Raw genomic sequence first — 14,622 nt, 5'->3', positions numbered from 1 at the left:
CGAAGCGTGATTGTTCGCTTTGCGAACCGGGGTCAGAGACCCCGGCCACAAACTGTCTCGACCTGGATCAACTGAAAACAAAAGCCCCGCCCCGCAAGAGCGGGACGGGGCTTCTTCTCGGATACGTATGAAGTTTTTTTGTGACCGGTCTTCAGTCCAAATACGCGCGCAGCGACTTGCAGCGCGAGGCATGGCGTAGACGGCGAATCGCCTTCTCCTTGATCTGCCGCACCCGCTCGCGGGTGAGATTGAAGCGCACCCCGATTTCCTCGAGGGTCAGCGCCTTTTCGTGTGACAGACCGAAGTAGAGATTGATCACCTCCGCCTCACGCGGCGTGAGCGTGTCCAGCGCCTTTTCGATCTCCAATCGCAGCGAATCGCGCAACAGCGATTCATCCGGCGAGGGCTGCATTTCGTCCTCGAGCACGTCGATCAGACTGTTGTCGTCCGACGTGGAGAACGGCGCATCCAGCGACAGGTGCGAGTTGGAAATCTTCAGCGTGTCGGATACCTCGGAAGCCGACAGTTCCAGCTCCTTGGCGATCTCATCGGAGGACGGCTCGCGGCCGAACTCCTGTTCGAGCGACGAGGCGATCTTTCCGATCTTGTGCAGCGTGCCGACACGATTCAAGGGCAGGCGCACGATGCGCGACTGCTCGGCCAATGCCTGCAGGATCGCCTGGCGAATCCACCACACCGCATAGGAGATAAACTTGAATCCGCGCGTTTCATCGAAGCGCTTTGCGGCTTTGATCAGTCCGATGTTGCCCTCATTAATCAAGTCGGCCAGGGACAGGCCCTGGTTCTGATATTGTTTGGCAACCGAGACCACGAACCGCAGGTTGGCTTTGGTGAGCCGTTCCAGCGCGCGCTGATCCCCCTGCTTGATGCGCTTGGCCAGCGAGACTTCCTGGGCCGGCGTCAAGAGGGGTGTTTCGCCGATCTCCTTGAGGTACAGATCTAACGACCGGTCTTCATCCCGGTACTTGCGAGATGTGCGTACGCTCGTACCCGATCCTCCTTCTGAAGTGTGTTACTCCCGCCATTCGGGACGGACCGTGATGTACCCGGTCTGCCCGTTCTGCTGAAAGACCAAAAGCGACACCGCCCGTGTTTCGCCTTCGAGCCGGGCGATGGCATCCTGAAATTCATCGTGGTCGCGTATGGCCGCCTGATCGATCTCGGCGATGATCATCCCGACGCGGATCCCCTTCTCGTAGGCGGGGCCGTCCGGATCGATGCCGGTGACGATCACTCCGGGGTGATACTCGCTGCCGTACTGATCGGCCAACTCGGCCGTCGCGGTGCTGACATTCATTCCCAGCCACATCGGTTCGAGCGCTGAGCTGCCCCCGTCGGGATTTTGCTGTGACGCGGCAAACTGGATATTGCGGTCGCCGAGTGTCACGTCGACTGTGCGCTCGTGTCCGCGACGCAGCAGACCCAGCGAAATGGTCGCACCGGCGCGCGCCTGCCAGATTTTCTGCATGAAATGCTGAGCGTCGTTGACCTTCGCGCCGTCCACGGAGAGGATGACGTCGCCAACGCGCAATCCCGCCTGCTCCGCGGGCGTACCGGCAATCACACGATCGACAATCACCCCGTCGGCTGAGCTGAGGCCCTCGGCCTCGACATCGTCCCACGAGAGACTGCGCGGCTGGATGCCCAACCATCCGCGTGAAACGGTCCCGGACGCCAACAAGTCGGGAATGATGGATTTGACGAAATTGACCGGAATGGCAAACCCGATGCCGACATTGGAGCCGGTTGGGCTGGCAATCGCCGAATTGATTCCGATCACCTCGCCTTTCAGGTTGACCAGCGGTCCCCCGGAATTGCCGGGGTTGATCGAGGCGTCGGTCTGGATATAGTCCTGATACACAGGCGTTTCATCGCCGAAGAACAAGCTGTTGCGCCCGAGGGCTGAGACTACACCGACTGTCACCGTGCGATCGAGTCCCTGTGCCGGGAACGGATTGCCGATGGCGACGACCCAATCGCCGACCAGAATCGAATCGGAGCTCCCCAGGGGGATATAGGGAAGCGAATGCTCGGCATTGATCTTCAGCAGCGCCAGATCGGTTGCTTCGTCGGTCCCCACGACCGTGGCGGGCAGCTCCATTTTGTCGGAGAGACGCACGGTGATTTCATCGGCGCCGTTGATGACGTGGTTGTTGGTCACGATATAGCCGTCGGGTCGAAAGACAAACCCCGACCCCAGCGATTTCTGGCGCCGTGGCGTGTCCTGCGGGCCAAACCAGTCGCCCCAGAAGGGCTGGAGATTGCGATTGCGCTCGACCAGCTTTTCGGCGGAGATGTTGACGACCGCATCCTTCACTTTCGCCACGACAGAAACGAACGGGCTGTGCCCCTGAGAGTTGACCCATCCGCCGGCCGGGGCCTGAGCGAGTGCGCTGACCGGCACGAGCGCCCCGGCGCACACGATGGCAACCGCGGCCACGGCCAAGAGACTCCTACCCATTAATGAACGTCTGCTGCCCCGGGTCATCGACTCTTGATAAAGCTCCGAAACTCTCATTATAACATCCGCTCCCTTCTGGCGCAACCGGTCCGATTCTCGACTTCAATCAGGCCGGGGGCCGACTGTTTCGACGCGTCAGAGCCCGAAAGGTTCCATCCGTGCCGGCAGAGTCGAGGCATTGAAGATGGAAACTTTGCATGGGAGACACGGGTAGCGGACAACCAGCAACGGTAATCGATCTCTAAACCGATCCACCGCTTATACGCGGCGAAGCCAAAGTCTGTTGTTGACCCTATGCGCCAAACCGCAGGATTTGTTGTGCATTGGGGCGGGGAAGAGGCCGGTGCGTCGTCGGGGCGTCTATCGCTGCTTGTCGATGAGGAACAATCGGGAATCGCCACGTCCGATGCGGATTTCGATGCCGGATTTCAACTCTTTCGGTGTCATCTTGATCGTCTCATCGGTGAAGACATTGGTCAGCCCGATCCGGGGAGCCGACAGGCCGACGACGCTGACATCGGCCCCAACGATGACACCCCGCGCGTTCGGCGAATCGGAAATGCCGTCCGGTACACCGACAGTTTCGGCGGTGTGATAGACCATCAACAGCCCGGCCTTCGCATGTCCCTGGAGCACGACATGGGTCCGCGGATCTGAGGAAAAAACCGGCGTCTGGAGCTTGCCGGAATGCAGCACTTCCCGGAAAAAAACCAGCTTCTCGGGGTACAGGAGCGATCCCGGCGAGAAGGTCAGGACGGTGACCGAACCTTTGCCCACACGATTGGAGGCCCCGACCAGCTTTGTGCCGACCTTGGCCAGCTTGACCGCGCGCGCGGGCGCGCGGCGGATCGACCCATAGACCAACGACTGAAAACCGTGCCGTTTCGCATCGACAGTGGCGATCTGGCCTTCGGCCACGGTCCGGAACCCGATGCCTTTAGCCAGAATCTCACACGGCTCAAAGCGCGTGTCGGTCTTGGGCAGCAAACCGTACAAGATCAGATGCGCCCCGCCTTTGTACAGCTCCAGCAGCCGTTCCTGATCGGCGGCGTCCATCATCTCGCCGCAGGGCACGATGATGGTGCCGTACTTGTCGAGCCGGGAGGTCGACTCCAAGTTAAACAGGCGATAATCATAGGAGAGCGCCATCAAATCGGCGGCAACGGCATTGAACGACGGTCCCGACAGATCGGCCAGGTAGCTGTATTCTCCCTGCTCGCCGAGCGTGGCGATGCGCTGATATGGCCTGTATTGAACTAAGGCAACATCCGCGAAATCGCGCATGATCTCGTGACGCGACGCAATCAGACGTGTCAGTGCGCGATCGACGACATCGAAGGACGCACCCACAGCGCCATCGGATTCCAGCGCCGAGTCATACCAGCGCGGACGCCCGACAAACATGTGGAAGTTGATTCCGTTGATCCCTGCCGCCAGTGCCGCGACGATCATCCGTCGTGTGTCGGCGGGCGTAATCGGGCGGTATGCGTGTCCCGCCTTCGCGTCGGGATGGCAGCTTCCGACCGCCAGGCCGGTGCAAATGCCGGTGGCCTGCCAGCCGGAGACCGCGCGCGCGCGGCGGATCGTGTCGGCAAAGGGCGTGTCCCAATCGAGATTGACCGTGAAGACCGTACGGTCCTCGGGCGTCGACGACGCCGTGTTGGGGAAGTGGTACGGGCCATGGAATGCGAGACTGCGCGCAAACAAGACCAGCACCTCAGTCTGCGACAACATCTCGGCGAGACTTGCGGCATACCGGTTGATGATCCACTCGCGAAACCCGATCCAATCCATCACACGCAGGAAATCCTGCGACGTCTTCAGAGAAACGCTGTCGATCGGCGTGGCTTCGGTAAAATCCTTAAACTTTGTTTTCCAGGCGCGGTTGAGGTGATCGAGTTCCTGATACCTCTCTGCGAGGTACTCTCCGAAGGCCGCCAGCGACCCTTTGGGGTTGAAATCCGCCGACAACGGATCGAAGTGGCGCCCGAATGAAGTCTCGTGGTCCAATTCGATCATGAAGACCGGGCCGCGCGGATAGATATAGTTGCGAACCACTTCGGTCAGGACGGAAAAGTAGTTCTTAAGCTGGATCTGGAAACGTCCCCCAAGGTAGGAAGGCAACTGAACCGTACGAGCGCCGGCGCCGGGGTCGGCGATGATCGGCTCGCCTTTTACATCGGTTGCGACCATCTCGGGGGTACGGGCTGCGAATTCGGGAATACCGCCACGGTCCCATTCCTGGCCGATCCAGGGTCCGGGGCGCAGCACGATTTTGAACCCAAACTCTCGGCAAAGCTCAAGAAAGACAACCAGATCGGTTGCCGGGTCACTTGTGCCGGCAAAATCAAACTCCCCCTGCCGGGCCTCATGCAGATTCCAAGGCACCGCGGTGGAGATGATTCGGAAGTTGGCCTTACGAATTCGCTCGAAACACACCGACCAGTGACGTTTGGCCACCTGGAAGTAGTGCATCTCGGCGATGTAGGGAGTATACTCTTCCTTCCCGATATAGAATTTGTGATCGACGACGCGCAGGTGCGCCCTCGAATCCCTTGTGCCACCGATAGTTATGGAGAAGGGGTCGCGAGATCGATCGTCCATTGAAGTGGATTCCACAAATCAGGGAAGCAATCAGACTATCCTATGGGGAAGCACAAGTCAAGGTGTATGTCATAACATATTGTGCAACAAAGCAATACGGGACGTCGATCTGAAATCCGCCGGTTCGAGCAAAAAAGAGCCCGCCGCAGTCACGGCGGGCTCACGAACATTCGAATCTGAGCTCGCTACTTTAGGAGCAACATCTTCCGAGTCGCCACGTTGATGTCGGTCTCGATGCGGTAGAAATAGACACCGGTGGAAACCGGGCGTCCGTCGCTGTCAGTGCCGTCCCAGTCAACGGAGTACTGGCTCGCTTCCATGTCCTCGTCGACGAGTGTCGTCACGCGGCGTCCGAGGATGTTGTAGACATCCAAACGGACATGACCGTATTGCTCGGTCGAGAACGGGATGACGGTCCCCGCATTGAAGGGATTGGGGTAATTCTGTCCCAGCGAGAAGGCCCTCGGGAGGGCATTATTCCCGAGTTCATGCACGGCATTCCCCCCGATACACACGATGCCCTTTTCGAACGTCGGTGTGGCAGGCGCGCCAGCGTTATCGGCGAAATCCAAGTGGTTCCCCGGCGTTGTGCAACATGTATCAATCTCGAAACACCCCTCGACGCTGTTGACGGTGAAGACGAAGAGCAGTGAAGGTGTGCCGCCGCCGGGTACGCCATCGGTGCCTGCCAACATAAGAGGGTTTACAAATACGGACAGATAGCTCACCGCATCGGGACTGGAGTAACCGATAGGTTCAATGTTTGAAAAGGTACTTGAAACTGGGCCGCTGCAATTAAAGGTATCCGCCTCAGCAAGCGGCACATCATGAGTCGACAGCTGCGCAAACCCTCCGCCGGGAAAGCGATGGCCGGTACTCGTGTCGAAGTCGAAGCCCGACTCGATGAAAGCACCTCCCCCACCCTTCGCCGGCTCCTGCGTCCGCAACTCCAGTGGAACGGTAATACCCGACAGATCGATGTCATTGGAGATGTAGACACCGATCTCGATTCCGGACGCGCCCGGTGTCAACATGGATTTTGACTCAACGAGTACGTGATTGGCCGCGTGGGCCGGCGCGCATGCGGCTGCTACCGCAATCGTGAGAATCCCCCACACTACTTTCCGTCGCATCATTCCCCGTCTCCTTGGGTTCACGCTGAGTGATTGTTCACGCTGATTAGCGGGGGTCCCCCCGGTGCCACTCTATTGATTACAACCAGCAGTGGTCGTTACCCCACTGCACCACAGGCAAATAGACCCCAGCCCGGCGCTTTGTCAACAGCATTTCTGGCCAGATGAACCGTCGCGCGTGCCCCCTACGGCGACCCAATGGGTTGCCCGACAATGGGTCCGCCCGCCCGTCAGGCCGGAGGGCGGAGTCAGAATTCTGGGAATACTCCTCTGATTATAGGCAGGGATCGCAGTACGCCACCGCCGGATCAACCGCCCGGAAGGACACATCGACGATCTTAATAACGTCAAAAACGTTGGTCACGCCGTTGCAATCGACATCCGTTCGCTCTCTCGGACAGGCCAGGTCGAATATCGGCGCTCCGGCGCGGAAGGCGACATCCACAGCACTGACCACGTCAAAGACGTTGACAACGGAGTCGCAAATCGGGTCTCCCAGACAGGGGCAATCGCATGGAGGCAGGGGGATCGTGACGGAGCCGGGAATAAATTCGGGCTTGAACGTGGCCCAGTACGAGGCCAGGGTCAGTCCATTGCCGCTGAAAGTAGCGGAGTCGGCGGTCTCGACCTGCCCGGGAGTGCCGGCGGTGACACGCATCCACATGTAGGCCACGATGTGATCCCCGGCTGGGATGGGTGTCCCGGACCCGAGCGCGCGAATGAGAAACGCCCCCTGCCCGAACAGGAAGTTGTTGTAGACGTTTGTCTTATTCCATCCGACCGTCAGCGAATTCAACTGGATCGAATCGATCCGTGTGGTCGGGGATCCGATCAGGTCCAGCGGCATGAGCACTTCGCTCATGGGGTGGGTGTTGCGGAGCCGCACCGGGATACCACCCTTTTGGCCGATCTCAACTTCAATGTCCCCGTATTCGATTGTGTCCTGCACGACGACGATCATCTCGGGTCGGATGCGGGTGTGCGGTCCCGACGGGCCGCTGGCCGTGTAGGTGACGTTGTAGATGCCGGGATCATCGTAGGTGTTTTCGGCGTCCTGCGTGGCGGCATTGTTGCCGTCGCCGAAGTCGTAGCTGTACGGCGGATCGGGGGCATTCGGTGAAATGTCGGTAAAGTTGACAGTCAACGGGGCAGACCCGAACGCGATATCGGCTTCGAAATCCGCGGTGGACAAGGTCTGTAGCGCAAACAGCGCATTGATCCGCCCTGCCCCCAGCTTGCCGATAAGGGTCGGGTTCTCGGCATCGATATTCTCGGCTGTCGAGAACAAAATCGGCTCGATGTCGGTGCGATCATACGAAGGGTGGTGCGATTTGATCAGGGCGGCGACACCCGCCACGGTGGGAGAGGACATGGATGTTCCGCTCAGTGACGCATAGGTCGGAGAGCCCAGCGAAGAATACGTGTTGTAGATATCCGATCCGGGTGCGGAGATGTCGACCCACGTTCCGAAACTGGAGAAACCCGATTTCTTGTCGAACCAATCGACTGACGCGATGGCCATGACACCGAACGTGGTATCGAGGATGTCGGGTATCTCTTCGTCCGGTGTTCCGCCATCGTTGCCCGCCGATTTGCAGACAACGACACCACTCGTGACGGCATTGAGCATTGCGGTGCGGATGAGAGCTCCCGATGACCCCCATGAGCAGTTGATGACGGAGACTCCCTTGGCTACCGCATAGTTGGCGGCGGCGGCACAGGCGGTCATATTGACGAAACCATTGCCGCTGTTGGCCAGATATCCGGCGCGCAGGGCCATGAGCTTGACTCCGGGCCGGCGCTGCCCACGGAATCCGCCGGCCACACCGGCGACGCCGATGCCGTTGTCGGTCGTTGCGCCGACGATGCCGCCGACGTGCGTGCCGTGGCCGGCGAAGTCTTCCGGATTGTTGTCGGGACCATTGCAGTCCTCACCAGCCCAACACGCGCCCGTCACCGGGAGAAAGTCATAGCCGATCAGGTCGTCGATATAGCCGTTGCCGTCATTGTCGATTCCGTCGATATCGTCTGTGTCCCAGACCTTGCCGTCACCGTCGAGGTCCTCACCAGGGTTGACCCAGATCGACCAATTGAGGTCGGCGTGCAGATACTCGACACCCGAATCGATGATGCCGACCAGTATCGTCGAATCGCCGACTTCCAGGTCCCAGGCCTCCTCGGTATCGATGTCATGGTCGTTGATCTGATTGTGCGTCCACTGATCGTCGTATCCGGGGTCGTTGGGCACAGCGGTCAGCGGCATGATGTAGTCGAATTCGGCGACTTCGATGTTTGGATCGACCGCGTATTGCTCGCGGATTGCCTCCATATCGGAACCCGGCATGAATTCGATCGTGTAGAAGCGATGAAGACCGTGATGATCGTGACCGCCCTCTGATGCCGGGACAGCAGGAGGCACGGTACGATGCAGACTGATGGCCGCATTGGATACGTTTAACTCGTCCAGGGACGCGATTCCGGTGGCGGCGACATTCTTAGTCAGGCCGACGATTTTGGCGCTCGCGGGTCGCAGTTGGACAACCAGCACATCCGGCCTGTACAGATCGGCGGCCCATGACGCGCTACCTACGGCGGACACCAAGAGCACTGCGACAACTCCAAACGCCCGCGCTGTCCTATACGAAGATGTCTCCTGCAGTCTCTCACAGATCATCCGTCACTCCTCGATGTATTGGCCCGTAGGGCCGTGATCGCACCAGGCATCAGAACGTCTTCGTCCGAACGGCAGTCGGAGCGGAAGTGGGGTAATGTTCAAGAGGTCGGGCACAAGATGAGGGGCGCCCGCGCAACTCCTGTTGGCTATGTACTATCCGAGCCGTCGTTTGTCAACGGTCAGACAAGGTCCCACGCTTACGGCGGGGGTGGGGGCCCGGCCCGGAAGACGTAGTCGACCAACCGAACGACATCAAGAACGTCGATCGATCCGTCGACGATGATATCGCCCTTGTCGAAAGGCACCGGCAACGGCTCGTTGCGAAACGCGACGCCAACCAGCAGGACGACATCGAAGACGTCGATGGCGTTGTCGTCGTTCATGTCGCCGCGCTTAAACGGCAATATTTTGTATCGAACCACTGCCGTATCGGCAAGAGAGGTATCGGCTACGATGAAGGTGACGACATATGAGCTGTCGATCTGCGCGGAATCCGGTGAGAACGTAAACAGTCCTGCCTTGTTGGTCGAGTCGACGAATGCCGCGTTGGCGGGCAGGGGGAGCGCTGTCAGGATCAGCGTCGCATTGTCGACATCAGCCGCCCGGACATGCATCGACACATTGGTGAAGACCGTCAGGAACTGCGTATCGACAGGGAACGCTGAAATCCAGTTCGGGGCCTGATTGCCCGCTTCAATGACGGTGATGCTGACTGTCTCTGTGTCGGCGAGCGAGGCATCTTGCGCGCGGAAGCTCACGTTGTAGTTCCCGGCCTGCGTGTAGGTCGGCGTCCAGCGGAATTCTCCCTGGCCACCGCCCAAGGGTGTGAAGGTCGCCCCGGTCGGCAGGTTGAGCGCCGTGAGCGTCGGTATCTGGCCATTGGCATCGGTGGCGGTCACCGTGAACACAAGCGAATCGTTTTCGATCACATTCTGCGGCGGAATCGTCGCGATGACCGGCGCCACATTCGTGAATCCGACGCTGAATGTCTGCGGCGGGCTCGACAGCGTCATGGCCGTATCATACACGGAGTCGGTCGCCACGAACGTTGCGAAGAAATTGCCCAGCTCGGTGAATCCCGGCTTGAACTTCAGATAGACGTACCCATTGCCCGAGTCGGCCCACGTCATGTTCGGCGAGGTCAAATTTGTCGCCGTCATCACCGGTGTCGGTCCGTCGGGATCCGTGGCGCGATACCAAATGGTGATTGAATCGCCCTGCGGCATCAGGACGGTGCTGCCGTTGGTCGACGACGCAATGAACGTCGGGCGACGGTTGCGGTCTTGCACCACCAGCGGGACCAGAATGCTGTCCTGCAGGCCGGAATCCTCGGCATCGGTCACCACGAAGTAGATGTCGTAGACTCCGGCATGAGTATAGAGCGGCGCGGCGGAGACGTCGATGGTGCCGTCGATCTGCGGCACAATGGACACAAAAGAGGGCAGGGGTCGCGCCGTGAGCGTCGGGATCGTCAGGTCAGAGTCGAGCGCAGCGACCGTGAACTGCAGGATGTCCTGTTCCAGGACGAATTGCGTGTCGATCGGCACGAAGTCCGGCATCTGATTGCCGATGTCGATGATCTCCAGGACGACCACGCCGGAGTCGGCGGCCCCGGTGACGTCCTCGACAACGAATAACAAATCGTAAAACGCATCCTGCCAATAGTCGGGCGTGATCGTATACAGCGCCACAGCGTTGCCGGAATCAGTCAGGATGGCATTCGGCAGCTCCGGTGAGACGAAAAACGACACGGACTGACTCTCCGGATCCATGGCGGAGATCAGAAGCTGGAGAGTCGACTTCTCAACGACCGCGATCGTGTCCGGCAACGTGTTGAATTGCGGCGGTTGATTGCCGGCTTCCGCAACTTGAATGAGGACCTGTTCGTCGTCTGTCATCAGCCCGTCACTGGCCGTGAACACGACCTGATAGAGCCCGGACTGCAGGTAGCTGGGCGTGAACCGGAAAGTTCCGATGCCGTTTCCGGAATCGACGAACGTAGCGTTTAGCGGGATCGAATCAGCCGTCAGGAACGGAATCGTCCCATCGGGATCAGTGGCACTGATATTGAAGCTTATGACGCCGCCCTCAAGGACTTGCTTAGGACCAATCGTCGCCAGCGCCGGCGCCTGATTTTGGGTCTGCACAGTGATCGTGATTGTTTCCAGCGCGACTTGTGCGGGATCGCCGTTGTCGGTGGTCAGGAAAGTCATCTGGTGCGCGCCGATCTGGCCGAAGGTGGGATAGAAGCGGAACCCGCCCACGCCATTTCCGGAATCGGCGTAGAACGAATTCGCGGGCGCATTCAGCGTCGCCATGAAGAGTTCATTGCCCGGCGGCGCGCTCGAGTCGGTGGCAACAACGCGGATCTTCAATGAGTCGCCGGCCAGCACCGTGCGGTCGCCGATCGGCAGGAGCGTCGGCGGCAGATTTGTCTCAGTCGTTGTAATCTGGAGTCTCAGCGTCTTGCTCGACGGCGGTGATCCCTGGTCGATGGCGAGAATGCTCAGTGTATCGATGCCGGCGCGGGTGTAGCCGGGTGTGTAGCGGAACGATCCATATCCGTTGCCGGAATCGGCGAAGACGCCGTCGGGGAACGGCTCCAACGTACCCATCAGAATCTGCGTGCCTTCCGGATCCACAGCGTGGATCAGGAGCGTCAGTGTGTCGCCTTCGGCCACGGTCTGCGGCGGAATGGAGTCGAAGATCGGCGCTTGATTCCCGATCTCGGTTACCGTGATGATCACCGCTTCGCTGTCGGCGACGATGCCGTCGGACGCGATAAACGTGATGGGATAGCCCACGCCGCCTTGTGTCAGACTGGGCCGGAAGATGAATCCACCGGCGCCATTCAGCGAGTCGACAAACGATGCATTCACCGGAACCCCGACCGCACTGAGCACCGGAATCGTGAGATCCGCATCAGTCGCCGTCACGCGAATGAAAAGACTGTCGCCTTCCTGAAGGACCCGATTCCCGATGGCCGCCAGTACCGGCGGCTGGTTGCCGGCGTCGGTCACGGTCAGCGTGACCTGTTCGGAGTCGGCCGCGACGCCATCGGAAGCGACAAACGTCAACGGATACACGCCCGCTTGATTGAAGCCGGGGGTGAACACGAACGACGCACGACCATTCGTGCTGTCGGCGAAGATCGCACCGGACGGCGCTCCCTGCAGGGTGATGGCCGGGATGGTGCTGTCGGCATCGCTGGCCGTGATTAAGACCGAAAGGAGCATTCCTTCCTGGACATTGAGCGAACCGATCGGCGCCAGCACGGGAAGTTGATTCACGTTAAGGACGGTGATGGACACCGCTTCGGTATCGGCCAACAGGCCATCGGAGGCGATGATGGACACGTTGTACAATCCCGCCTGGAAGAAGCTCGGCGAGAAGTTGAATTGTCCGGTGCCGTTGAAGTTGTCGATGAATGTCGCATTGGCCGGGACGCCCGTCGCCGAGAGAAGCAGGCTATCACCGTCGGAATCGACGGCAGCGGCGTTGATCACGAGCGTCGTGTTCTCGTCGATCGTCGTGTCGGCAATCGCCGTCAAGACCGGGCGCTGGTTTCCGCCTTCATTGACGGTGATCGCGACGATCTCGGTGTCAGCCAGCACCCCATCAGCGGCGATAATCGTCACGTTGTAGACACCAGATTGTGTGAAGTCAGGACTGAAGTCGAAGCTGCCGGTGCCGTTGAAATTATCGTTGAACGTCGCGTTGGCCGGGACATCGAGCGCCGTCAGCACCAGTGAGTCACCGTCGGGATCGGTTGCCGTGACGCCGAACGCCAGATTCTGACCTTCGTCGACCAACTGTGAACCGATGGCCGACAGCACTGGCGGACGATTGACATCGGCGACCGTGATGGTCACGACTTCCGTGTCGGCCAAGACGCCGTCGGATACGATGATGGAGACGTTGTAGATGGCCGACTGCGTATAGTCTGGGTTAAAATCGAGAGTCCCAGTGCCATTGAAGTTGTCGTTAAACGTCGCGTTGACCGGAACATTCAAGGCCGCAAATGTCAGACTGTCGCCGTTGATGTCGGTGCCCGAGACGTTAAAATTGAGATTCTGACCCTCGTCCACGCTCTGCGGACCGATGGCGGCCAGCACCGGCGCGTTGTTGACGTCGTTGACGGTGATGGCGACGATTTCGGTATCGGCCAGCGTGCCATCGGAGGCGATGATCGTGACGTTGTAGAGACCCGATTGTGTATAATCCGGGTTAAAGTCGAACACGCCGGTGCCATCGAAGTTATCGTTAAACGTCGCATTCAATGGGACGCCAACTGCTGAGAGGATGACGGAGTCACCGTCGGCGTCGTTCGCCGTCACACCAAAATTCAGGTTCTGCCCTTCATCGACACTTTGCGGCCCAATGGCGGTCAACACCGGTTGCAGACTGATATCGTTAACGGTGATGGCGACGAGTTCCGTGTCGGCCAGTGCGCCATCGGAGACGATAATCGAGACATTGTAGAGCCCCGATTGGGTGAAATCCGGACTAAAGTCGAACGTTGCGGTACCGTTGAAGTTGTCGAGGAATGTCGCATTGACCGGTACGTTGGCCGCGGTGAAGATCAGACTATCACCGTCGGCATCGGTGGCGGCTGCGATGAAGTTGAGATTATCGCCCTCGTCGACGATTTGCGCGCCGATAGCTGCCAGGACCGGGCGTTGGTTGCCGAGATAGACGAAGCCGCCTGCCAGTGGCGTCGATGCCGATCCCGAGGCGGTGTTGGAGACGACGACATCGACGGGTCCCGGCACGCCGGTTGGCACATTGCAGGTCAGCTCAAAGGGGCTGACAACGACCACGTTGGTCGCGAGGTTTCCGCCGAATGTCACTGACGCACCGCCGATGTCGAAGTTGGCGCCGTAGACGGTCACCGATGGCATGCCGGTCGACGATCCGGAGTCGGGATCGACGGAGGCGACCGCTGGTGCAGTGATCGCCGAGGCCAGAATGGACACTTCGACGGAGTGCGCCGACCAGTTCCCCGACGCGTTTTCACCGAGGATGGTGTACGTGTAGTCGGAGACCCCGTCGGATGTCGCATCGACAAAGAAGGAATCGGCGACGCCCGGATTGGCGAGATTACCTGATGGAGAATCCAGACGGCGGAAGGTGCTGTTATTGGCCGTGGCGCGGCGGTAGACGTGGTACGTCACACCGCTCTGGTAATTCCACGAGAGATTGATCCTGGCTCCGGAAGTCACTTGCGCGGTTAGTCCGGTCGGACGCGCGGGAATGGTCAACGGCCCCAGGAGGATGTTTTCCTGTTGGAACGAATTCGACGGTATGGTCTTCGACAGAACGAATGCCTGGCCATTGGTTGTATTGACGAAGACATAATCATAGGGATTTCCCGCCGATTCGGTCGTGTAGTTTTGGAAGTCGTCGAACCAATTGACGCCATCGTAACCGGCTCCGACATTCGATTCGATCCGGATTTCCTCGTCGGTGTTGTCCAGATAGCCGACCCAGAGCAGTTCGCCGACCGCCGGATTGGACAGATCGGCATTCTGCACCGTTCCGAAGATGCTCCCCTGGGCAAAGACCACTGTCGGCGCCAGGGTGAGGACTACGGCGACGCCAATGGCACTCACAAACGGAACGGTCCGGCGGCGGATGGTTCCCACCGTCGCGAGGGATCGAATCGTTCGCTGAGCGAAAGGTCTCTGCATGTACATCTCCCTATTCATTATCAATGTCGAACGTTTGGC

Annotated in this window: 6 protein-coding genes; all 6 read right to left on the bottom strand. The window is 59.4% G+C overall.

Annotation, left to right across the window (positions count from 1 at the left end):
• Nucleotides 1–151 precede the first annotated feature (151 nt).
• The 6 genes from VGB22_01510 to VGB22_01485 all read right to left on the bottom strand — a co-directional run bounded on the left by VGB22_01510 (nt 152) and on the right by VGB22_01485 (nt 14,505).
• The gene (locus tag VGB22_01510) at nt 152–958 is read right to left on the bottom strand and encodes a sigma-70 family RNA polymerase sigma factor (GenBank protein HEX9749955.1); all 807 of its coding nucleotides are present in this window, start codon (nt 956–958) and stop codon (nt 152–154) included.
• 75 nt (nt 959–1,033) lie between these two features.
• Nucleotides 1,034–2,482, bottom strand: a complete 1,449-nt coding sequence (locus VGB22_01505; protein ID HEX9749954.1) for a Do family serine endopeptidase — start codon at nt 2,480–2,482, stop codon at nt 1,034–1,036.
• 360 nt (nt 2,483–2,842) lie between these two features.
• Nucleotides 2,843–5,086 (bottom strand): beta-galactosidase, encoded by a 2,244-nt coding sequence (locus VGB22_01500; protein HEX9749953.1) that lies wholly within the window; start codon nt 5,084–5,086, stop codon nt 2,843–2,845.
• A gap of 185 nt (nt 5,087–5,271) precedes the next feature.
• On the bottom strand, nt 5,272–6,222 hold the full coding sequence (locus VGB22_01495; GenBank protein HEX9749952.1) for a T9SS type A sorting domain-containing protein: 951 nt from the start codon (nt 6,220–6,222) through the stop codon (nt 5,272–5,274).
• Between the two features lie 271 nt (nt 6,223–6,493).
• Nucleotides 6,494–8,893 (bottom strand): S8 family serine peptidase, encoded by a 2,400-nt coding sequence (locus tag VGB22_01490; GenBank protein HEX9749951.1) that lies wholly within the window; start codon nt 8,891–8,893, stop codon nt 6,494–6,496.
• 197 nt (nt 8,894–9,090) lie between these two features.
• Nucleotides 9,091–14,505, bottom strand: a complete 5,415-nt coding sequence (locus VGB22_01485) for an Ig-like domain-containing protein (protein ID HEX9749950.1) — start codon at nt 14,503–14,505, stop codon at nt 9,091–9,093.
• Nucleotides 14,506–14,622 lie beyond the last annotated feature (117 nt).

This window comes from Candidatus Zixiibacteriota bacterium (assembly GCA_036397555.1).
Lineage (GTDB): Bacteria > Zixibacteria > MSB-5A5 > WJJR01 > WJJR01 > DATKYL01.
Note: the sequence above shows the minus strand (reverse complement) of the source record. Positions and strands in the feature narration are given on the sequence as shown.

Excerpts from the sequence above, each read along its gene's own strand:
- VGB22_01495 (HEX9749952.1), bottom strand. The coding sequence starts at position 6,222 with ATGATGCGACGGAAAGTAGTGTGGGGGATTCTCACGATTGCGGTAGCA.
- VGB22_01505 (HEX9749954.1), bottom strand. The coding sequence starts at position 2,482 with ATGGGTAGGAGTCTCTTGGCCGTGGCCGCGGTTGCCATCGTGTGCGCC.
- VGB22_01500 (HEX9749953.1), bottom strand. The coding sequence starts at position 5,086 with ATGGACGATCGATCTCGCGACCCCTTCTCCATAACTATCGGTGGCACA.
- VGB22_01490 (HEX9749951.1), bottom strand. The coding sequence starts at position 8,893 with ATGATCTGTGAGAGACTGCAGGAGACATCTTCGTATAGGACAGCGCGG.